General features: G+C 71.0%; 19 protein-coding genes. 8 read left to right on the forward strand and 11 right to left on the reverse strand.

The features are described 5' to 3' along the window. The 3 genes from D7V93_RS13490 to D7V93_RS13500 form a co-directional block, all read right to left on the reverse strand. Positions 1 to 1510: ABC transporter permease (locus tag D7V93_RS13490; RefSeq protein WP_120643801.1), on the reverse strand; the 1510-nt coding region annotated here is incomplete at its 3' end. 114 nt (positions 1511 to 1624) lie between these two features. After that, positions 1625 to 2533: a DUF2381 family protein gene (locus D7V93_RS13495; protein WP_244237289.1), complete on the reverse strand. Its 909-nt coding sequence runs from the start codon at positions 2531 to 2533 to the stop codon at positions 1625 to 1627. A gap of 26 nt (positions 2534 to 2559) precedes the next feature. After that, positions 2560 to 4410, reverse strand: a complete 1851-nt coding sequence (locus D7V93_RS13500) for a serine/threonine-protein kinase (RefSeq protein ID WP_120643803.1) — start codon at positions 4408 to 4410, stop codon at positions 2560 to 2562. A 261-nt stretch (positions 4411 to 4671) separates the two neighbouring features. On the opposite strand from D7V93_RS13500, the gene D7V93_RS13505 reads away from it, so the two are divergent. Beyond that, positions 4672 to 5031: a helix-turn-helix domain-containing protein gene (locus D7V93_RS13505; RefSeq protein WP_120643804.1), complete on the forward strand. Its 360-nt coding sequence runs from the start codon at positions 4672 to 4674 to the stop codon at positions 5029 to 5031. 6 nt (positions 5032 to 5037) lie between these two features. On the opposite strand, the gene D7V93_RS13510 is transcribed toward D7V93_RS13505, so the two are convergent. The 3 genes from D7V93_RS13510 to D7V93_RS13520 form a co-directional block, all read right to left on the reverse strand. Further along, positions 5038 to 6204: a serine/threonine-protein kinase gene (locus D7V93_RS13510; RefSeq protein ID WP_120643805.1), complete on the reverse strand. Its 1167-nt coding sequence runs from the start codon at positions 6202 to 6204 to the stop codon at positions 5038 to 5040. An 88-nt stretch (positions 6205 to 6292) separates the two neighbouring features. After that, entirely contained in the window at positions 6293 to 8119 is a 1827-nt protein-coding gene (locus tag D7V93_RS13515) for a sensor histidine kinase (protein ID WP_120643806.1), read from the reverse strand. 192 nt (positions 8120 to 8311) lie between these two features. Further along, on the reverse strand, positions 8312 to 9505 hold the full coding sequence (locus D7V93_RS13520; protein ID WP_158623736.1) for an MFS transporter: 1194 nt from the start codon (positions 9503 to 9505) through the stop codon (positions 8312 to 8314). Between the two features lie 385 nt (positions 9506 to 9890). Between D7V93_RS13520 and D7V93_RS13525 the strand changes: the two genes are divergently transcribed. Further along, positions 9891 to 10151, forward strand: a complete 261-nt coding sequence (locus D7V93_RS13525; protein ID WP_120643808.1) for a hypothetical protein — start codon at positions 9891 to 9893, stop codon at positions 10149 to 10151. Between the two features lie 25 nt (positions 10152 to 10176). Here the strand turns inward: D7V93_RS13525 and D7V93_RS13530 are convergent, their stop codons facing one another. The 3 genes from D7V93_RS13530 to D7V93_RS13540 form a co-directional block, all read right to left on the reverse strand. Then, a complete protein-coding gene (locus tag D7V93_RS13530; RefSeq protein WP_120643809.1) occupies positions 10177 to 11841 on the reverse strand; it encodes an amidase in 1665 nt (554 codons plus the stop codon). 83 nt (positions 11842 to 11924) lie between these two features. Continuing rightward, a complete protein-coding gene (locus D7V93_RS13535; RefSeq protein ID WP_120643810.1) occupies positions 11925 to 13034 on the reverse strand; it encodes a serine hydrolase domain-containing protein in 1110 nt (369 codons plus the stop codon). Positions 13035 to 13157: 123 nt separating this feature from the next. After that, a complete protein-coding gene (locus D7V93_RS13540) occupies positions 13158 to 14087 on the reverse strand; it encodes an RluA family pseudouridine synthase (protein ID WP_120643811.1) in 930 nt (309 codons plus the stop codon). A gap of 56 nt (positions 14088 to 14143) precedes the next feature. Here D7V93_RS13540 and D7V93_RS13545 point away from each other — a divergent pair, with 56 nt between their 5' ends. Both D7V93_RS13545 and D7V93_RS13550 read left to right on the forward strand, forming a co-directional pair. After that, on the forward strand, positions 14144 to 14671 hold the full coding sequence (locus D7V93_RS13545; RefSeq protein ID WP_120643812.1) for an ureidoglycolate lyase: 528 nt from the start codon (positions 14144 to 14146) through the stop codon (positions 14669 to 14671). Position 14672: 1 nt separating this feature from the next. Next, positions 14673 to 15482 (forward strand): class I SAM-dependent methyltransferase, encoded by an 810-nt coding sequence (locus tag D7V93_RS13550; protein ID WP_120643813.1) that lies wholly within the window; start codon positions 14673 to 14675, stop codon positions 15480 to 15482. A 4-nt stretch (positions 15483 to 15486) separates the two neighbouring features. Here D7V93_RS13550 and D7V93_RS13555 read toward each other — a convergent pair whose 3' ends face one another. Next, complete coding sequence (locus D7V93_RS13555) at positions 15487 to 16401, reverse strand: DMT family transporter (protein WP_120643814.1); 915 nt, start codon at positions 16399 to 16401, stop codon at positions 15487 to 15489. 127 nt (positions 16402 to 16528) lie between these two features. Here D7V93_RS13555 and D7V93_RS13560 point away from each other — a divergent pair, with 127 nt between their 5' ends. Together D7V93_RS13560 and D7V93_RS44915 are read left to right on the forward strand one after the other, a co-directional pair. Then, on the forward strand, positions 16529 to 17488 hold the full coding sequence (locus D7V93_RS13560) for a LysR substrate-binding domain-containing protein (protein ID WP_120643815.1): 960 nt from the start codon (positions 16529 to 16531) through the stop codon (positions 17486 to 17488). A 225-nt stretch (positions 17489 to 17713) separates the two neighbouring features. Beyond that, positions 17714 to 17884, forward strand: a complete 171-nt coding sequence (locus D7V93_RS44915; protein WP_158623737.1) for a hypothetical protein — start codon at positions 17714 to 17716, stop codon at positions 17882 to 17884. A gap of 60 nt (positions 17885 to 17944) precedes the next feature. Here D7V93_RS44915 and D7V93_RS13570 read toward each other — a convergent pair whose 3' ends face one another. Continuing rightward, positions 17945 to 18580, reverse strand: coding sequence for an NAD(P)-dependent oxidoreductase (locus D7V93_RS13570; RefSeq protein WP_158623738.1), 636 nt, complete (start codon positions 18578 to 18580; stop codon positions 17945 to 17947). A 144-nt stretch (positions 18581 to 18724) separates the two neighbouring features. Here D7V93_RS13570 and D7V93_RS13575 point away from each other — a divergent pair, with 144 nt between their 5' ends. Both D7V93_RS13575 and D7V93_RS13580 read left to right on the forward strand, forming a co-directional pair. Then, positions 18725 to 19279 carry a MarR family winged helix-turn-helix transcriptional regulator gene (locus D7V93_RS13575; RefSeq protein WP_244237290.1) on the forward strand — a complete coding sequence of 185 codons (555 nt, stop codon included), beginning with the start codon at positions 18725 to 18727 and terminating at the stop codon, positions 19277 to 19279. Next, the coding region (locus tag D7V93_RS13580) for a chloride channel protein (RefSeq protein WP_147451166.1) at positions 19266 to 20181 on the forward strand (916 nt) is incomplete at its 3' end. The genes D7V93_RS13575 and D7V93_RS13580, both read left to right, overlap by 14 nt.

Consider the following 20181-nt stretch of genomic DNA (forward strand, 5'->3'; position numbering starts at 1 on the left):
GGGCCCCCTCGGTGCGCCCCCCGCGAGCGCCAATCCCGCCGGTGCGCGACTTGGACAGCGCGCGCTGCGGGTCGGACTTCCGGAGCGAGCGCGCCGGCAGCAGCGCCACCAGGAAGGCCGCGACCAGCGCCAGCACGAGCGCCGCGCAGAACACGCCCCAGTCCAGCGAGCCCTGCGGCGCGAGCGGCCCGAGCGGCAGCGCCTGGGTGAGCAGCCCGAAGCCCTGGGCCGCGATGACGGCGCCGACTCCGGCGGCGGCCAGCCCCAGCAGGAGCGCCTCCGCGAGCAGCTGCTGCGTCATCCGGCGGCTGTCCGCGCCGAGCGCCATGCGCACCGCGAGCTCGGTGGCGCGGCTGTCCACCTGCCCGAGCATCAGCGCGGCGACGTTGGCGCACGCGATGAGCAGCAGCACCGCCATGGCCGCGAGCGTCGCGAGCAGCGGCGCCTGCAGCGGCCCGAGCAGGTGCTCGCGCAGCGGCTTCAGCGCGGGCGCGCGGGCCTTGTCCCACGCCGCCGGGTACTGGAAGCGCTCCTTGAGCCGCTCGCCCAGCCGCTTCAGCGTCACGTCCACCGCGGGCCCGTCCACCCCGGGGGCGCGACGTCCCACGAGCGCGTAGTTGCCGGAGCCGTCGTCCTCGTTGAGCTGCTCCACGACCCAGGCGCGCACCGTGGGGTCCGGGAACCAGAAGCCCCGGGGCATCACGCCCACCACCGTGTGCGCCGCCCCGTCGAGCTCCACCGTGCCGCCGACGACGGACGGCTGGCCCCCGAGGTCCGCGTAGAGGCCGTCGCTGATGATCACCGCCGGCGCGGCGCCCGGACGGTCCTCGCCGGGCTCGAAGGCGCGGCCCACCACCGGGCGGACGCCGAGCACGTCGAAGAGCCCGGCCGTCGTGGAGACCGCCGTCACCAGCTCGGGGGCGGCATGCGGGCCGCGGCGCAGCGGGAGCTCCTTCGAGCGGAACGCCGCGACGGCGCTGAAGCCGGACCAGTCGGACGACAGGTGGAGGAACTCCCGCTCGGACCAGTCCCCCGGGGACCAGAACAGGGAGAGCCGGTCCTCGGCGGGATACGGCAGCGACGTCAACAGCAGCCCCCGCACCAGCCCGAAGGCCGCCGCCGTCCCGCCCACGCCGATGGCGAGCGTGAGGACGGCCAGCAGTGCGTAGCTGGGACGCGCGCGCAGCCGACGGGCGGCATAGCGCAGGTCCATGATGAAGCTCTCCATGGGGGGACCTCCAGGGCGCAGGCGGCTGGAGGCCGGCTCGAAGCCGGTCCAACCGCGGGAGAACGTCCGCCCCACCAGCGGCGGCACCGAGCCGAGCACCTGCCGCCACAGCCACGCGCGCGCCGCCCGGGGACCCTCGCGGGCCTCACGGGCAACGAACTCGGCGCAGAGCTCGGCAATCACCTCGTCCCGCTCGGCGTAGGGAAGCCACGCCCGCAGCAGGGCCAGAGGCAGTCGGGGGACCTGCGGGGGGCCTCCACTCCTCGACTCCGACCGCGGCACGCACACCTCGTCTGGCTGGCAGGGGTATTACTACAATGTAGAATACGAGGCCAGCGACGGACGATTGCGTGGGGATTTTTCGGGAGGAGGTCGAGGGCCGCGGCCCTGCCTGCGCTAGGGGAAGGTCACGCCGCCCAGGGTGATGACGCGGGAGCCGTCCTCCCACAGTCGGAGCGAGAACGTGCGTTGCGAAGTGCCGGAGGGGTATTCCGCTTCCACGATCACCCGTCCCTGCCTTCCTGGCGCAATCGCTTCCTGCTGCCACACCCGCAGGACCTTCAGCTCCCCACCGGACGTGTCCTTGATCGTGGCGCCGCTCGCCATCCAGGGCTGCCGTCCTTCAGCGACTCCGATGGTGGCCTCGACCGCGATCCTTGAGGCGGAGCGATAGAAATACATGGGCCTCACCGCGAACCCGCTTCCGGAACCTGGGCGAGTAAATCCGCGCAGCTCGCCTACCGCCACGCCCTCCGACTCCAGGACGCCCGTCGCGAGGAGACCCGTGAGTCCCGCTGGCAGGTCGCGCTCAGAGAGCAGACGCGCGTTCTCCTCCTGGCAACGCAGCGCCACCGCGCGGGCTTCCCGAACTTCCTGCTGATACGTCTCCAACGTCCGCTTTTCGCGATACACCTCCACCACCGACTCGGCCCGTGCAGGATGGACCCTGAGCAGGAAGGACGCGCGCTGTGGCGCCGCACCGTCACGGAAACGCACCATCATGAGCATTCGCGCGCCAGGACCTGGATGTGGCGAGGGGATGAGCCGGATGACTGTCTGGCCGACTTCCAGGAGCGAGAAATGCTCCCGCCCCTCCAGCTCCACGCTTTCGCGGGCGAGCTCCGAATCAAACAGCAGCACCGTGGAGAGCCCCGCGCTGACCACGACTTCCGGAACCGTTTGCCCCGTGGCAGCCAACTCAATCCGGCGCGTCGCCTGAACGGTCCCGTCCGGCTCCTGCTGCGCAAGCGCCGTCCTCCCCATGAGTGAGAGCACCACAAGGACCGTCCAGGTTCGAGAAGACACGCGGAAATGACTCCCAGACAAACCTGTCATGGGAATTCGCTGACAGCTCGCGCAAGCTGAGCGGAGTAGATGCGGGCGCGAGAGGGCGAGTCCTCACCTGGCTCTCGCTCCAGCCCGCTGCCTGTCTTCAGGGATTCAAGATTCAAGCAAACCGGGAAGGTGTCGCCCTCTGGCGTTGTCGCCCAGTTGAGGCGAACGTAGACGCGGTCACGCACGATGGCCCGTCCCGACAGCATCGTCGAATCCGGCATGTCAAACCAGTCCGCTAGAAGTTCCACCTCCACGGGGCCCTCCCCGATGGAGACCACGCTGGCGTCTCCTGTCAGGGTGAAGCTGACCGGATGGCGGGAGCCCACCCGAACACCCAGCTTCTTCATGGCCTTCTCCGCGCCTATCGGGCAGGGCTCGGGCGGAGGCGCGGGACGGACCTGCGGCCCCGGGCATGCGAGCGCGGTGCAGGCCACCGCCGTGCTCACCGCTCGGGCCATGACGCGCATGCCCTTCTTCGCGGGCTTCGAGGGGGGCTGAAGGGACGGTGGCTCTGTCGGCTGCATTGTCACGGTGGCTGAAACCTCCTGAAGCGTCGCGGGGAGAGCGACGGCCGCAGCGGTGGCCTCCGGCCCGGTGGGAGCTGCGGCGCGGTCAGCTTGAGGCGACTTGCCAGAGGGCGCTACTTCCTGACGGGTGAGCGCGGGACTCGAAATGCGTAGCGTCCACCACACGAGGACCGCCCCCGCGACTACCAGCACCAAGGCCAGCGCCAGCACTCCCCAAGCATCGAAGGACTGTTGCATCCTCGGCGACACGCGCACAGTCGTTCCCAGCGGCGGCGCTTCTGCGGCCGAGGCCGCGTCCTCATGCGGCGCAGGCTTCTTCTCGGGTGGAGCGCGCTTCCCGCGACGAGGCCGGTGCAACGGCGCATGCAGCCACCTGTCCTCGCTGTCCCGGCCGCCCTCCGTCGTCGCGGTATCCTCTCCGAAGGCGTCACAGAGTGGCACATCCCACGTCGCGTCCGCGCTCCGCAGCGCCGCTTCCAGCGCCGAGGCGGCGGACTGGGCGCTCGACGTGCGCACCTCGGGCCACTTCTCCAGCAGCCGCATGCACACGTCGCTCAGTGCCCGGGGCACGAGCGCGTTCACCTCGTGCGGCGACGGCGGCTCGCTGGTGAGGACGGCCTCGATGAAGCTGGCGTCGTCCGCGCCGTCAAAGGGATGGCGCGCCGTCAGCAGCGCGTAGAGGACGAGGCCCAGCGCCCACAGGTCGTCCGAGACGCCGGCCGTGTAGCGGGCCCCGGGCACGCGCACATGCTCGCGGAAGTACCGCCATGCCTCGGGGGCGCGATACTCCGGCGTCCCAGGCGGGAGAAGGTCTTCCGTCAGTTCGCGCGCGCCCTCGTAGTCGCCGATGCCGAAGTCCACCAGCTTGGCCAGGCCGTCCGCGGCGCGCACCATGACGTTGGCCTCCTTCACGTCCCGGTGCAGCACTCCCGCCGCGTGCGTCGCCGCGAGGGCCAGCGCCACGTCCAGCACGACGCGCGCCACCTGCCGCGCCGTGGGATTCTCCTCGTCGGCCCAGACGTCCAGCCGGCGCCCGTCCACGTACTCCATGGCGATGACAGCGAACCGCGGCTCGGCGGGGGGCCACAGGCCGAAGCCCTGGAGGCCCACGACGTTGGGGTGCCCCAGTTGGAGGAGGATGGTGACTTCGCGCTTCACCCGCTCGCCCACGCGCGGCAGGTGCAGCAGCTTCAGGGCACAGGGCTGCGCTCCGTTGCGCGCGAGGTACACCGTGCCGAAGCCCCCCTGCCCCAGCTGGCGCTCCACCGTGTAGCCCAGCACCTGTTCGCCGGGCATCAGGGTGGCGGGTGGTGGCCGCATGGCGTCCTTCCTTCGGAGTTGCCGGCCACTCGCATGCGACGTCCTCCCAGCGGGGGGCGCACGCTACCAGAAGCGTGAGACGCCCAGGAATCTCTCCTCTGGCACCCAACCCGATGGATTCATCCCTCTGTCTCTCTCAAGTACACATGACTCATCCCTGATTTCGCGCCGCCCCCGCACGGCGCCGTCTGCTACACCTCGTGCGGCGCCTGGGTGGGTCCCAGGCGCATGCACTCCTCCACCTCTTCCCCTCCCGGCCCCATGAATGAAGAACTGGCCATCACCATTGGCAGAATCGCCCGCGCCGCCCGCGAGGAGCAGGGCCTGACACAAGCCGAGGTGGGCGCTCGCGTGGGCCTCCTCTCCACCGTCTACAGCCGCCTGGAGCGCGGGAAGATGCTGCCCAGCGTCCCGACGCTCTACCGCCTGTGCACGGAGCTGAAGGTGTCCCCCGAGGACATGCTGGGCCTCACGGCCCTGGTGCGAGGACGCAAGGGCCAACGCCCGCGGGCGCGTGAGGATGAAGTGCCAGCGTTGCGGCGGCTGCTCTACCTCGCGCGCAAACTGGACGCGGAGAAGCTCGAAGCGCTCCTCCACGTCGCCACCGTCCTGACGCGCTGAGGGGCCCTACTCCCGCTTCGCCAGCGCCGTGAGTTCGTGCGCCTCCATCCCTTCGGGGAAGAGGCCTCCCTCGCCAAACTCCACCGCGTCGCGCAGGCAACTGCCCTCGGCCAGCACGCGGGCCACCTCCTCGGCAGCCTCCTGGCGCGCATAGCCCGGGTGCCGCGTCGCCAGTGCAGCCCGGAGGACGTCGCGCATGTCCGCCGCCGTGGCGAAGCGCTCCTCCGGGTTGGAACGGAGGGCGGTGTGGAGCACCGTCTTCACGTCCGGCGAAAGCTTCGCCACCGCCGCCTCGACCTCCGCCGGGCTGAAGCTGGCGAGCAGCACGCGCATTTGCGTCAGCGGCAAGGACGGGAGGATTTCGACGTGCAGTGACGCGAGGCCCTTCGGCGCGCGAGGCACGTCCTGCACGTCGAAGAGGTGCGTGCCCGTGAGAAGCTCCACCAGCAGCACGCCCAGGCTGAAGACGTCGGAGCGCGGCGTCAGCGGCTGCTTCTCCAGGTACTCGGGAGAGGCATAGGCCACGTCGCCCCGGACGAGGCTCGCGGGCGATTCCTCCCGGCCCACCACCAGCGAGTAGGCCGCGCCGAAGTTCATCAGCTTCACCCCACCATGCGCCCCCACGTAGACGTGCCGGGGGTTGACGTCCCGATGGATGATTCCCAGCGGGTTGCCGTCCTCCCCCGCGACCGTGTGCGCGTGGTGCAGCGCTTCCGCCAGCTCCGCACCCACGTAGAGGGCGAAGGCCTCCGAGACGGGCTGACCGCGTGCCACGCCCGCGCTCACCAGCGTTTCCAGCGAAGGGCCGTCCACGTGCTCCATGACGACGTGCAGGGCGTCCTGATGCGCCTTGCGGAGGAAGACCTGGGCGATGCCAGGGTGGTTGAGGCGGAAGGCCAGCTGCACCTCTTCCATCAGTCGCTTGCGGCGCAGGTAGGTGGAGGGGTTGGGCAATCGCCGCACGAAGCAGAGCCCGGCGAGAGCGTCGCCTTCTTCCGCGAAGCGGCGGGCCAGCATCAGCAGCTCGCCTGTCTGCATCCGCACCAGTTCGCGAATCGCCTCGTAGCGGACGCCGCCCACGGTGAAGAGCGGGCGTGGGGCATCGGGAGTGGGCGGCGGCGGACGGCGAGCGGCCCGGGTGCTTCCTCCGCTTGCGGTGGTGGACGTGGGCATGACTCCTCGGCGGAAAGAGAAAGGGCGCCACAGCGCCGCGCGAGGAGTCTCTATCGACTGGACTTTAAAAGTCCACATCCTGAACTTTTCAGGTACTCATGAACGTGCGCGTGGCCAGGATTGGCAGCGAGACGTGGAAGGTGGAGCCCCGCCCCAGCTCGCTCTCCACCCAGATGTGGCCGTCGTGCCGATCGACGATGTCGCGGCAGATGTAGAGGCCCATCCCCAGGCCGCCAAAGCCGGAGATGGGGGCGTTGCGCGCGCGGAAGAACCGCTCGAAGAGGTGGTCCTGCTCCTCCTTGGGGATGCCGATGCCGGAGTCCGCGACCGACAGGACGGCATCCGCCCCGTCCCGGACGAGCGACACGTGCACCGCGCCGCCCAGGGGGCTGTACTTGAGGGCGTTCTCCATCAGGTTCGTCAGCACCTGTGACAGCCGGCCGCTGTCGCCCAGGACGAGGAGCTCTTCGTCCGGGGCGTCGACGGTGATGGGGTGCTGATCGCTGATGGCGAGGAAGTCCGAGGACACCTCGAGCGCCAGCTCCCGGAGTGACACCGGCGCGCGCTGCAGCTCCAGCCGGCCCACGCCCACACAGGACGCGTCCAGCAGATCATTGACCAGCGAGGACAGCCGCCGCACCTGGCCGAGCGCCCGGTCCACGCGCGAGAGCATGCCAGGCTGCCTCGACTCCAGCAGTTGCCGCAGCACCTGGAGCGAGAGCCGCAGCGGTGTCAACGGCGTCTTCAGCTCGTGCGAGGCGATGGAGAGGAAGTCGTCGCGCACCTGAATGGCCTCGTGGGCCTCACGCAGCAATCGCTCCCGTTCCCGCTCCGCGCGCACGCGCAGGGAGACATCCCGGAAGCTCCAGACCCGCCCGATGATGGCGCCGCCCAGCCGCTGGGGCAGCGAATAGCGCTCCAGCACGCGCCCGTCGCGCAGCGCGATGGTCTCGAAGCTCTCCTCGTCCGGGTGCGTGTACAGCTCCTGCACCCGCGCGCTGAACAGCTCCGGGTCCGCGAGCCGCTCGCGCACGGCCTGGAGCATCGGTTCGTCCAGGTGCGTGTCCACCAGCGCGTCCGGGATGCCCCAGATCTGCTGGAACCGGCGGTTGCACGCCGTGATGCGCCCGTCGCTGTCCACCACCAGCAGCCCATCCGCCGTCGATTCGAACGAGGCCTCCAGCAGGGAGACGGTGCGCTCCAGGCGCTCCTGGACGCCGTGCTGGGCGGTGACGTCCACCATGATGCCGCGCAGCCCCTGGACACGCCCGTCCTGGACCACCACCGTCACGATGTCCCGGAGCCAGACCACGCGCCCGTCGACGGCGATCATCCGGTACTCGAACTCGTGGGGCAGCCCCTTCTCCGCGGCGGCGCGGCAGTATTCGGGGGCCCAGCCCCGGTCGTCCGGGTGGACATGCCGGACCCAGAAGTCCGGCTCGTCGTACCACCGTCGCAACGGGTACCCGAGCAGCCGCTCTGCCTGCCTGCTGACGAAGCGGAAGCGGAACGAGCAGTCGGCCTCCCAGACGATGCCGTCGATGCTGTCGATGAGCGCTTCCCGCTCGTGGTGGGTACGGAGGGCGCCGAGCACCTGCCAGGCCCCCGCCGAGGGCTCGATGGCACTCAGGTCGACGGTCCAACTGCCCAGGGCTCCCCGGGCGGAGACGGCGCGGAAGTCCACCGTCTCCGGGGTGCCCGTGCTCGCGACGCCCCGCCAGGCTTCCTGCAGGTTCGGGAAGTCCCTCGGGTCCACGAGGCGGCGGAGGAAGTCCGGCTCCCGCCAGTCCCCCAGCGGATGACCGAAGGACGTGGCCAGGTTCGGGCTCACCCAGTGCAGCCGGGCGGGATCCCGCTCGCCAATCCAGAGCAGGGGCGCCGCCTGGGAGGACCCGGGCGACGGGGGGCTCGTCATGTCGGGTGGCGTCGCTGGCACCGCGCTCTCCCTTCGCACGGCCTGCGTTCAGCCGCTGTGATTCTTTGAAATCACAACCGGGGTGGCCCGGTGCTATCGGCATCGCATCCATTCCAAAGTGCTCAGCCGGAGCCCGTGCGGCCACACCCCGAGCCAGGTGACAGGAGGGACGGCCGCCCCGCCGTCTGGGAGCTAGCTCGCCGCGACGGGGATGGGAGCGGGCCGGGTGAGCGGAGGGAACGCCAGGAACAGCAGGCCCGCCAGGGTCGCCGCCGCGCTCAGGCCCATCAGTCCGGGCCCATAGCCGCCCAGACGCTCGCGGCCAATGGCCATCAGGAGCGGGCCCAGGCCACAGCCGAGCTGGAAGGCCGCGTACGTCAGGCCGTAGATCCGGCCATAGGCGCGCAGCCCCAGGTAGCGGCTCACGAACCAGCTCATGAAGTCGAACTCGGCGCCAATGCCAAAGCCTGTCAGGAAGAGACAGACCGCGACGAGCACCCCGGTGCTGGCGCCTCCGCTCGCGAGGCCCGCGAGCCCCGCGCTGGACGCCAGCAGGCACGCCAACGCCACGAGGCGGGCGGGCAGCCGGTCGATGAGCAGGCCCGACGCGATCCGCCCCACGAGCACGCCCACGCCCAGCGCCGAGGCCATGCCCGCCGCGGCCTGGGGCGAAAGCCCGGAGTCGGTGAGGATGGGCACCAGGCTGGCCGAGATGCCCAGCGTCATCGTCCCCAGCAGGACGAAGATGGCGATCAGCAGCCAGAACGTCCGAGTGCGAGCCGCCTCACGAAGGTTCGCGACCCCGTGGGAAGACACGGCCACGGCGCTGACGACGGGCGCGGGCGCGTTGTCGAAGAACCGGAAGGCCGTGGGCAGCACGAGGACGAGCATCGCGCCCCCGAGTGCGGCGTAGGCCCCCCGCCAGCCGAGCACGCCGATGGTGGCCTGGAGCGTGGGCGGCAGCAGGATGCCTCCCAGCCCGACGCCGGCCAGGGCAATGCCCAGCGCCATCCCCCGGTGCGCATCGAACCAACCGACGATGGCCCGCGTGTAGACCGCGGGCAGGGTCCCGAGCGCGGCCAGCGCCAGCACGAGGTGGAGTGCGTAGAAGGCGGGCAGCGAGCCGGGCTGGAGCGCGAGCGCGAACAGGGTCCCCGCCAGCCCCAGGACGGAGGGCAGGAGCATCCGGCGCGGCCCCACGCGGTCCAGCAGGAAGCCCGCGAGCGGAGAGAGGGCCATGACGAACCAGTTGCAGAGCGTCAACGCGAACGCGATCTGCGGTCGGCTCCAGCCGAACTCGGCCCCCAGCGGACGGGCGAACACCCCGAACACATAGGAGATGTAGGTGCTGTAGCCGAGCATCAATCCCAGTGTCGACGTCGCCACCACCCACCCGCCGGTGGACGCCTTGATGCGGCCCCCTTCCCCGGGGGTACCTCCTCCCTGGAGGTGAAGGACGCGGCCTCCCTCCTGTTGAACTGCTCCACTCGGCGCTGTGGCCTCTTGCTGTCCGGACATGTCAACTCCCCCTCAACCTGCGATGTGGTCGTCTTGAAACGGGGGGATGGAAGCGGGTAGCGCGACAGGGGCCAAGTCGACATCGCGCTGTCGACATCGCGCTCACTTGACCGACGCCCCGTCATGCGCAGTGACTGGGATTGACGTCCCGGGAACCCGGACGACCCGCGCCCCTGGACTTCCCAGAGGGCCCTGGCGCAGCGTCAGGGGGCCGCGTCACCGAGCGGCATTTCCCCCTGACCTGGAGTCGGACATGCGTCGTTTCTTCGTGATGATGTCGCTGGTGGCCCTGAGCGCCTGTGGTGGTCAGCCCACCGAAGCGGAGGCGCCCGCTGAGCAGGCCCCCGTGGGCGAGGAGACCGGCCCGGGTGCGCAGAGCGCGACGCCCACGTGCACCTCGGGCGATACCTGGGCGTGTTACTGCGCCCAGTTCAAGACCTCGGACACGTGCCGGACGGCGCAGCTGCGTCGGTGCGTCTGGGCCTTCAACCGCTGCAGCCCGACCTACGAGTAGACGGTCGGCGGCGACTGCCGGGGCGTCACACCGTCGTGGCGCTCCGGGCGAACCCCGGCTTGCGCCGCGCGTGCGAGGCCTGCTCGTAGGCGTAGGCGAGCTTGAGCAGCACGGGCTCGCTCCAGGCGCGGCCGATGAAGGACACTCCCACCGGCAGCCCGCGCACGTCGCCCGCGGGCACCGTGATGCTCGGGTAGCCGGACACGGCGGCGGGCGTGGAGCTGCTGCCCAGCCAGTGGTCGCCCAGCACCAGGTCGATGGGGCCCGCCGGTGCCTGGGTCGGGGCCACGAGCGCATCCAGCTTGTGCTGGCTCATCACCGCGTCCACGCCCTCCGCGCGTGAGAACCGGCGGCACGCCGCGAGCGCCTTCTTGTAGGCGGCGTCCGTGAGCGGGCCCTTCTTCTGCGCCTGGAGCAGCAGCTCCTGGCCGAAGTGGGGCATCTCCTGTTCGCGGTGCTTCTCGTTGAAAGCGATGAGGTCCGCGAGCGTGCGCACGGGGGCGTCCCCGCCGAGCTGCGCGAGGTAGGCCTCCAGGCCCGCCTTGAACTCGTAGAGCATCACCTCCAGCTCGGCCTCGTCGAGCTTGCGCAGGTTGGGAATGGGCGCGGGGTCCACCAGCACGGCCCCTTGCGCCTTCATCAGCTCGAGCGCGCGCTCCACGATGGCGTCCGTCGCCGGGTGGTAGCCGAAGAACCGCTCGCGCGGCACCCCGATGCGCGCGCCCGCGAGCCCCTTGGGGTCGAGGAACTTCGTGTAGTCCGCGTGGGCGTGGCCCCGGCTCGCGGCGGTGGCCGCGTCGCGCGGATCCTCGCCCGCGAGCACGCCCAGCAGCACCGCGGCGTCCGCCACGCTGCGAGTCATGGGGCCCGCGGTGTCCTGGGTCGAGGAGATGGGGATGATGCCCGCGCGGCTGACGAGCCCCACCGTGGGCTTCAGCCCCACCAGCGAGCACGCGGACGCGGGCGAGACGATGGAGCCGTCGGTCTCGGTGCCCACCGCCACGGCGCAGAAGTTGGCCGCGGTGGCCGCGCCCGAACCGGAGCTCGAACCGGATGGGGTGCGGTCGAGCGCGTAGGGGTTGCGGCACAGGCCGCCACGCCCGCTCCAGCCGCTGCTCGAATGCGTGGAGCGGAAGTTGGCCCACTCGCTGAGGTTCGTCTTGCCCAGGAGGACGGCGCCGGCGGCACGCAGCCGCTCCACGAGGAAGGCGTCGCGAGGAGGCACCGCGCCCACCAGCGCGAGCGAGCCCGCGGTGGTCTGCATCTTGTCGGCCGTGGCGATGTTGTCCTTGATGAGCACGGGGATGCCGTGCAGCGGCCCGCGCGCGCCCTTCGTCTTGCGCTCGGCGTCCAGCGCGTCCGCCAGCGCGAGCGCGTCGGGGTTGAGCTCGATGACCGAGCACAACGGCAGGTCCCCGGTGCGGTCGAGCGCACGGATGCGCGCGAGGTAGGCTTCGGTCAGCCCGCGCGCGGTGTGCTTGCCGGACTCCAGGCCCGCGCGCAGCTCCGCGACCGTCACCTCCTCGAGCGCGAAGGCCCCGGCCGTGGCGGCCCCCGGCGCGGCGACGGACGGCGACTGGGCGCGAGCCTCCCGGGCGGCCAGCGCCCCCGTCACGGCCGCCGCGGCCCCAAGGAGCGTGCGGCGGGAGAGGCCAGGGTTCACGTCGGAAGCAGCCGTCTTCTTCGTCATGGAGCGGGCACCCGTGGGTGGAGGGGCGCCGAGTGGACCAGATGCCTCCCCCCGGAGGGAAGGGCCGTGGCGAGCACGACGCCTCACTCCGTGGCGAGCACCTCCAGCAGCCTCCCGGTGACACCCGACACGGTGGCCCTCTCGCGGTTGGTCAGCACCGCGAGTGAGGCCTTGCGCTCGGGCAGGTAGAAGGCCAGGGCGGAGAACCCGGGGATTTCGCCGTCATGGCCATGGCCAGGCCCCACGGGGGTGACGGCCCGCACCAGGCCCAGGCCATACCCGGGCATGTCCGGGATGGGCGTTGTCACCCAGTCGGTCATCTCCGCGAGCTGCGCCGGGGCGAGCAGCGAGCGCTCGAAGAGGGCCTGGTAGAAGGCGCTGAGGTCGTCGGCGCTGGAGACCAGGGCACCGGCCGCGCCGGCCGCGGACGGATGGATGAGGTCGCTGAAGTCCATCCACGAGCCATCGCGCGGGTCCCGCGAATAGCCGCGCACGGCGAGGGGCGGCAGCGGCTCGGCGCCGTCCAGTCCCGTGCTGTCCAGGGCCAGGGGCTCGAGGATGCGCGTGCGAAGCTGCTGCGCCAGCGGCGTCCCCGTCACCGACTCGAGGATGTGGCCGAGGAGGATGTAGTTGGTATTGGAATACTCCCAGCGCGTCCCTGGCTCGAAGGAGGGGGACTCCGCGGCGCCCAGCGCGATGAGCTCTCCGGCGGTCCACGTCCTGCCGGGGTTCGCCTCGGCCCGGGCGAGGAAGTCCTGGCTCTGGGTGTAGTTGAACGCGCCGCTCGTGTGGTTGAGGAGCTGGCGCACGGTGATGCGGTCCGCACGGGGAAAGTCCGGCACCCAGGTGGCCAGCGGCGCATCCAGGGACAACTTCCCCTCGGCCTGGAGCTGCAGCGCCACCACGGAGACGAAGGTCTTGGTGATGCTGCCCACGCGCAGCCGGTCCTCGACCTTCAGCCCGGTGGAGGGCTCCACCCGGGAGACGCCCACCGAGCCCCGCCACGTACAGTCCTCAAGACGCAGCGAGGCCGTGACCCCGGGGAGCTCCTCGGCCGAGGCGGCCTCCTCGAGCGCGTGCTGCAGCCGGGGCGCGAGCCGGTCACAGACCGTGCCATCCTCCTTCTCGCAACCCGAAATCCACAGCAACAGCGTTGCGCCAAGCACATATCGACCCGACCGAGGGGTGAACATCCGAAGTCCTCCAGGTGAATTCGCGGTGTGCGAACCAAGCACCGGAGGTCCGTCCAGCTGTTACCCGGAGACAATCGCGCTGCCTTGCTCCGGGTGCGCTGCCACCTCGAACCTCATCCGGCCTCAGGCCCGGGGGTCCAAGGACTCCTCCGCCATCCTCAGTCCGGGCGGAGGTGGAGCATGCAGTCGCAGGCGCTCCCCTGAGATGGGGTGCGTGAACGCGAGCGTCTCCGCGTGAAGCAGGTACCCACCGTCTCCGGGCAGTCCGGGCTCCTTCTCCCGGGGCAGGCCTCCCGCGGCGAACATCGGGTCTCCGGCGAGCGGATGGCCGATGAAGGCCAGGTGGATGCGGATCTGCTCCGGGCGCCCAGTGTGGATGCGCACCTCGAAGAGCGTCTGCCCTTCGCGCCGCTCCAGCACGCGGGCGCTGCTGCTGGACGCCTTGCCCTGCGCGCTGGCCCCGTGCACGGTCCCCAGCAGGGGGTGCGGCACCAGCCCGATGGGCGCGCGGATGTCGTAGTGCTCCTGCGCCGCGACACCGTCCGACAGCGCGCGGTAGCGCTTCTCCACGTCACCTTCGCGCCAGCTGAGAGAGAGGCGGGCCGCGGCCTCGCGCGTGCGGGAGAACAGCACCAGCCCCGAGGTCGCCCGCCCCAGCCGGTGCAGCGCCGACGCCTCCGGCCAACGCAGCCGCACGAAGGACAGCAGCGTGTTCTTGAGGAAGCCTCCGGACGGCATCGTCGGAAGGCCGCTCGGCTTGATGACCGCGAGCAGGGCTTCGTCCTCGTACACCAGCTCGAAGCTGTCCGGGGTCTCTCCCTCCTGCCACGGCGGGCGGTGCCAGCACAGCTCCTGGTGGGCGCGCAGCACCTCGTCGCCCGTCGCCGTGACGCCGTCCAGTCGCACCTCACCGCGCAGGAAGCGGGCGCGCCACTCCGCTTCGGAAGAGTGCCGGTACCTGTCCGTCAGCCAGGCAAGCGCGGTGCGCCCCACGGCGGCGGCTTCCACCTGCTCGCGGTACACGTAGCCGTCATTCAGGCCGGGCTTGGACATCACCCGGGCACTCTATCCGTCGGGTCGGGGCCCCTCGTCCGTATATATTTCGCCGCATGAAGGATGCTCCCTCCCCTCCCCGCTCCCTCCTCGCGCGCCCCCTGACGCCAGAGTCCTTCGCTCCTTTTGGAGACGTCGTCTCCGCGGGGCTCAAGAGCGGCGCGGCGGCGAACCAGGGCACCGCCGTGCGGTTCGACTGGTCGGCGAAGCTGGAGAGCGACCGTGCGGGCGCGAAGCCCAACCTCGCGGTGTTCCGCTCGGTGCCGCAGCCGCTGCCCTTCGCCGTGAAGCTGCTGGAGCACCACCCGCGCTCAAGCCAGGCCTTCCTGCCCATGCGCTGCTCGCGGTTCCTGGTGTGCGTCGCACCGACCGACGCCTCGGGCGGCCCCGACCTGGACGGCCTCGTCGCGTTCGTCTGCGGCCCGGGCCAGGGCGTGAACTACCACCGGGGCGTGTGGCACCACCCCATCATCGCGCTCGACACCCCGGCGGAGTTCGCGATGCTGGCGTGGGAGGACGGGGGCGCGGAGGACTGCGTCGTGCGTCAGTTCTCCACCACCGTATCCGTGCACCTGGGGGACTGACATGGCCAACGCAATCTCGAAGACGGCGTACTACACCCTGGCGTGCCGGGACGCGGACGCTCACAAGCCCCGCCCCCTGTGCGGTGACACCTTCGCCGCGCGGTTCATGAACGACGAGGCCCGGCGCATCTGGTCGCGCTTCCAGTCCTTCACGCGGGCCAACACCAGCAATGCCGGCCGGCACCAGATCATCGACGCGCTCGTGCAGGAGGAGCTCGACCGGGCTCCACAGGCCCGGGTGGTGGTGCTCGGCGCGGGCTTCGACACGCGCGCCTACCGCCTGCGCGGAGGCCAGTGGCTGGAGGTGGACGAGCCCGCCATCATCACGCACAAGGACGCGCAGCTTCCCGTGACGGAGGCGAAGAACCAGCTGGAGCGCCTCGCCATCGACTTCCAGGCGGAGTCGCTCGCGGACCGGCTGGCCCCGTACCGGGACGCGAAGCGCACGCACCTCATCATCGAAGGCGTGCTCATGTACCTGACGCACGCGCAGCGCCGGGACATGCTCGCCGTGCTCCGGGAGCTGTTCCCCCAGCACGCTGTGTACTGCGACCTGATGCGGGCGTCCTTCCAGCGCGACCACGGCGGCGAGCTGCACAAGGCCATCGCCGAGCTGGGGACGACCTTCCGGGACCTGACGGACACGCCCGAGGCCCTCTTCCTGGAGGCGGGCTACACGCAGGCGTCCGTCACCTCCATCCCCCTGCGCACGATGGAGCTCGCGGGACAGCGGGTGCCGGCGTTCATGATCCGCCGGCTGCTGCCCTCGGTCCGCGACGGCTACCGCATCTTCAAGTTCGAGCGGTCCTGACGCCTCATGATGCCTTCCGTGCCGCGGGCTGCTGCCCCAGGGCCACGCTCCCCAGGATGAGCGTGCCCGCGATGAGCATGGAAGGCGTCAGCGGTTCGTCCAGGAGCAGCCAGGCCCAGGCCACGCCGAACAGCGGCACCATGTAGGTGACGGTGACGGCGCGCGCCGTGCCAATGCGCTGGATGAGGCGGTAGTAGACGGCGAGCGCCAGGCCCGTGCAGAGCATTCCGAGCGACGCCGCCGCCAGCCAGGGCCGCGTCCCGATGGGCTGCGTCGGCCAGGTGGCGACGGCGAACGGCAGCATCAGCAGCGCGGAGCAGGACAGCGTGGCGGCGGCGACCGCGGCGGCGGGCAGCCCGGCGAGGTGGCGCCGCGCCATGTTCGCGCCGATGCCGTAGAGGAACGCGGCGGTGGTGCCGGCCGCGGCGGCCCAGGCGATGCCCGTACCCGCGGCCTTGCCGCTCGCCAGCACCAGCACCCCGGCGAAGCCCGTGATGAGGGCCACCGCCCGCCGTGCGCCAATGCGCTCGCCGTAGAACAGGAACGCCACCAGCGCGGCGAACAGCACCGACATGCTGTTGGTGATGGCGCCGATGCCCGCGGGAGCGCGCTGCGCGGCCCAGGCGAACAGAGCGAAGGGCACCGCCGAGTTGAGCACGCCCAGCAGCGCCAGCTTCGGCCACAGCCCGGGGCCGAAGCTGGCGCGGGCCTTCCAGAGGAACGGCATCAGCACCAGCGCGCCCAGCGCGAGCCGCAGCTCCACCAGCGGCAGCGGACCGAAGGCCGGGGCCGCGATACGCATGAACAGGAACGACGCCCCCCAGATGGCGCCCAGGGCGCCCAGCTCCAGGGGGGTGAGCCACGCCCGGTTGAACGACGGAGCAACGGTGTGTGGATGGGTGAGACCGGAAGCACTCATGGCGGGTCCCCTGCTGACAGGAGGAAGGAATCCAGCTTCTGCCTGGGCTTCTATTCACGCCCTCCCCCCCTGCTTCACAAGCGCATACTTTCCGGGTCAGCCACGAGCGAGATTTGAGGCTCTCCCCATGACCCTGCGCACGGATCTGCTTCCAGCCCTGGCGGCGTTCGAGTCCGCCGCCCGCCACCAGAACTTCGCCCATGCGGCGGAGGAGCTGCACCTGACCGCCAGCGCGGTCAGCCACCACGTCCGCAAGCTGGAGGGCCGGCTGGGCGTCGTGCTGTTCCAACGGCACGCCCGAGGCGTGACGCTGACAGCCGAGGGACGCCAGCTCGCGGACGCCGCCAGCAGCGCACTGGCCGACATGGACAGCGTCCTCGGCGGGCTGCGCCGCACCCGGGACCAGGACGACATCGTGCGCATCACCACCGTGCACTCGCTGGCGTACGCGTGGCTGATGCCGCGCCTGCCCCGGTTCGCCGCCGCGCACCCGCGCATCCGCCTCCACGTGGACACGGAGCCGGCGCTCACGCGCTTCGACGAGGGTGGACCCGATGTCGGCATCCGCTACGGCCAGGGCAACTGGCCGGGCTTGAGCACGCATCCCTTGATGGACGACGCGCTGTTTCCCGTGGCCTCGGCGCACCTGAGCGGCTTCGAGCAAGTCCGCGAGGCGGCGGACATCGCGAAGCTGCCGCTCATCGGGGACCTGTCGCGCCAGGGCTGGCAGGACTGGTTCCGGGCCGCGGGTGTGCGCGGGGTGACGTTCGACCAGCGCTACTACTTCAGCGACACCACCGGCGCGCTGATGGCCGCGGTGCAGGGCCTGGGCCCGGCGCTCGCCCGCGAGCGGATCTCCGCGCCCTACCTCGAGGATGGACGGCTCCTCCGGCTGCCCGGGCCGAGCATGCCCACGCGCGCCAGCTACTTCGTGGTGTATCCGGCCCACCGCAGGCCGCGCCCCGCCGCACGCGCCTTCATCGACTGGCTCATCACCCAGCCCGGACTGCCGGCCCCACCGGCTCGCCCGGAGGCAACCACTTCAACGCAAAGCGTTGCGCCGTCGCGCCGGAAAGTTCCACAATGACAGTCCAGACTGAAGCCTGTCAGAAGCGACTCATTTACCAGACATCGCATCGGGTCCACACTGGCCGCGCAGTCCATCCCAGACGGAGTTCGCATGCGCAAGCTGATGAAGTCCCTGATGGCGGTTTCGGCGGTCCTATCCCTCGCACCCACGGCTGCCTTTGCCCTGCCGCCGCAGTGCGATGACTGGTGCTGGATGTGGACCTGCGCGGACGCGTGTTCCGTCATGAACCGCCATACCACGTGTGGTGCGGAGTACCCCACCTGGTGCAACCCGACCGCCCGCGCCGAGCCCACCGACCCGTCGGCCTCGGTGTCCACGGACGAGGCCCGCCAGGCGGAGGACGCCTCGCAGGTGTGCAGCGAGGAGCATCCGGAAGCCAGTTCGGAGAGCTGATCCGCGCGCCTTACGCGGGGCCCAAGCTCCACGCCCGGGCCTCGCGGTCCACCCTGACGGTCAGCCGCCCAGGTGGACCGTCTGCTTCACCCAGGTGTCGACCTCCACCGCTTCCACCAGGAAGTCGGCCACGTCCGCCCGGGAGATGGAGGAGGGCACCGCCTCCCCCTGTGTCTTCTTCACGTACTGCCTGCGCGCGGGTCCGTTGGTGAGCCGGCCCGGCCGCGCGATGACCCAGTCGAGCCCGCTGTCGCGCACGAGCCGCTCCTGCCGGTCGTGGTCCTCGAAGGGCAGCTTGAGGATGAACGAGATGACCAGCGTCCTCACCAGGAAGTTCGCCATGGACTTGCTGTCGCCGGTCCCCAGCGCGCTCAACACCGACAGCTTGCGGACCCCGTGGGCCTTCATCGCGTCGATGACGAAACCGGTGCCCTGGCTGAAGTAGTTCGGGTTCTCCTTGAACGCCTTCAGCTGCGTGGCCGATGCGGTGACGATCACCGCGTCGTGCCCCCGCACCGCCTCCTCCACGGAAGCACGCTGGTGGAAGTCTCCCTTCAGCCGCGTGAGCTTCGGGTGCTCCAGCACCAGCTTCTCCGGGCTGCGCGCGAAGGCCGTCACGGCGTGCCCCCGGTCCAGCGCGGTCCGTACCGCCAGCGCGCCCGTTCCCTGCGATGCCCCGATGACCACGATCCGCATGTCGCCCCTCCCACTTGGTGCGCGGGACCGTAGCGCCAGCCCTGCCAGGCCCGCAAACCCCGACGCGCACCTCCAGGCGACCAGGCAGCCCGCGCACTTTCCCTTGTGCCCGGCCCCCCCACGCCCGTAGTTTGGGGAAAATATATGGGCTCCCATTTAAATCGTCCCTCCCCTCCGCCCGGTGTCTCCGGCGAGGTGCGCGCGGCCATGGACGGGGTGCGCCGGGTGGTGCGCCTGCTGCGGGTCTCCGCGCGCGCGTCCGAACGCCTGGTGGGCATCAGCGGCGCCCAGCTCTTCATCCTCCAGGAGCTCGCGGAGGCGGGGCCCTCGTCCATCAACGACCTCGCGGAGCGCACGCTCACGCACCAGAGCAGCGTGTCCGGGGTCGTGGCGAAGCTCATGGAACAGGGGCTGGTGAGCCGCAGCCGCTCCTCCGAGGACGGACGCCGGGTGGAGGTGACGTTGGAGCCCGCGGGCCGGGCCCTGGTGCGCAAGGCGCCGCCCATGGCGCAGGCCCGGCTCATCTCCGGGCTGCGCAAGCTTGCGCCCTCCGTGCGCGCGGGGCTGGTCCAGGGGCTGGAGGCGTGGGTGCGGGAGCTGGGGCTCGAAGGGGATGTGCCCCCGCTCTTCTTCGAGGACGAGTCCCCCCGCAGACGCGGGAAACGGAAATCGCAGGAGCAAGCACATGAAGAAGCCTGATGTAGAACGCATCGAGGAAGCGATTGGCGAAGGACCGGAGACGCGGGCGCAGCTCCCCGTGGCCCCGTCGATGGGACCGGCGCTCGCAAGCCTCCGCGCCCCCTCCTTCCACCAGTCGGTGGACCGCCGCGCGGTGTTCATCAGCGGCATGGCGGTGGTGCTCGCAATCGTGGCGGCCCTCGTCGCGCAGGGGCTGGGGGCCCTCATCCACTTCTTCACGAACCTCGCCTTCTTCGGCCGCCTGTCCGTGCAGCCGGTGTCGCCCGGGGACAACACCCTGGGGCCGTGGGTGATCGTCGTTCCCGTGCTGGGGGCGATCGTCGTGGGATTGATGGCGCGCTACGGCTCGCGGGCCATCCGGGGCCACGGCATCCCGGAGGCCATGGAGCAGGTGCTGTTCAACAAGAGCCGCATCCCGCCCCGGATGACCCTGCTCAAGCCGCTGTCGGCGGCGATCGCCATCGGCACGGGCGGCCCGTTCGGCGCGGAGGGCCCCATCATCGCCACGGGTGGCGCGCTGGGGTCGCTGCTGGGCCAGGGGCTCCACGTGACAGCCGACGAGCGCAAGGCCCTGCTCGCCGCGGGCGCCGCAGCGGGCATGGCCGCCACCTTCGGCGCGCCGGTGTCCGCGGTCCTGCTCGCCGTGGAGCTGCTGCTCTTCGAGTTCAAGCCCCGCTCCGTCATCCCGGTGGCCCTGGCCACCGCCACCGCCACCGGCGTGCGCATCGCCTTCATGGGAGGTGCGCCGGCCTTCGCCATCCCGGACCTGGTGACGCCCTCCGGCGGGGCCCTGGCCTTCTATGGCGCGCTGGGCATCGCGGTGGGGATGGCGTCCGTCGTGTGCACGCGGGCGGTGTACTGGCTGGAGGACGCGTTCGAGAAGCTGCCCCTGCACTGGATGT

It is taken from the genome of Corallococcus llansteffanensis (assembly GCF_003612055.1).
Taxonomy (GTDB): Bacteria; Myxococcota; Myxococcia; order Myxococcales; family Myxococcaceae; genus Corallococcus; species Corallococcus llansteffanensis.

What these genes read in the sequence shown, in the direction of transcription:
- D7V93_RS13500 (WP_120643803.1), bottom strand. Translation starts at nt 4,410, where the DNA reads ATGCGGCCACCACCCGCCACCCTGATGCCCGGCGAACAGGTGCTGGGC.
- D7V93_RS13505 (WP_120643804.1), top strand. Translation starts at nt 4,672, where the DNA reads ATGAATGAAGAACTGGCCATCACCATTGGCAGAATCGCCCGCGCCGCC.
- D7V93_RS13510 (WP_120643805.1), bottom strand. Translation starts at nt 6,204, where the DNA reads ATGCCCACGTCCACCACCGCAAGCGGAGGAAGCACCCGGGCCGCTCGC.
- D7V93_RS13515 (WP_120643806.1), bottom strand. Translation starts at nt 8,119, where the DNA reads ATGACGAGCCCCCCGTCGCCCGGGTCCTCCCAGGCGGCGCCCCTGCTC.
- D7V93_RS13525 (WP_120643808.1), top strand. Translation starts at nt 9,891, where the DNA reads ATGCGTCGTTTCTTCGTGATGATGTCGCTGGTGGCCCTGAGCGCCTGT.
- D7V93_RS13530 (WP_120643809.1), bottom strand. Translation starts at nt 11,841, where the DNA reads ATGACGAAGAAGACGGCTGCTTCCGACGTGAACCCTGGCCTCTCCCGC.
- D7V93_RS13535 (WP_120643810.1), bottom strand. Translation starts at nt 13,034, where the DNA reads ATGTTCACCCCTCGGTCGGGTCGATATGTGCTTGGCGCAACGCTGTTG.
- D7V93_RS13540 (WP_120643811.1), bottom strand. Translation starts at nt 14,087, where the DNA reads ATGTCCAAGCCCGGCCTGAATGACGGCTACGTGTACCGCGAGCAGGTG.
- D7V93_RS13545 (WP_120643812.1), top strand. Translation starts at nt 14,144, where the DNA reads ATGAAGGATGCTCCCTCCCCTCCCCGCTCCCTCCTCGCGCGCCCCCTG.
- D7V93_RS13550 (WP_120643813.1), top strand. Translation starts at nt 14,673, where the DNA reads ATGGCCAACGCAATCTCGAAGACGGCGTACTACACCCTGGCGTGCCGG.
- D7V93_RS13555 (WP_120643814.1), bottom strand. Translation starts at nt 16,401, where the DNA reads ATGAGTGCTTCCGGTCTCACCCATCCACACACCGTTGCTCCGTCGTTC.
- D7V93_RS13560 (WP_120643815.1), top strand. Translation starts at nt 16,529, where the DNA reads ATGACCCTGCGCACGGATCTGCTTCCAGCCCTGGCGGCGTTCGAGTCC.
- D7V93_RS44915 (WP_158623737.1), top strand. Translation starts at nt 17,714, where the DNA reads ATGAACCGCCATACCACGTGTGGTGCGGAGTACCCCACCTGGTGCAAC.
- D7V93_RS13570 (WP_158623738.1), bottom strand. Translation starts at nt 18,580, where the DNA reads ATGCGGATCGTGGTCATCGGGGCATCGCAGGGAACGGGCGCGCTGGCG.
- D7V93_RS13575 (WP_244237290.1), top strand. Translation starts at nt 18,725, where the DNA reads ATGGGCTCCCATTTAAATCGTCCCTCCCCTCCGCCCGGTGTCTCCGGC.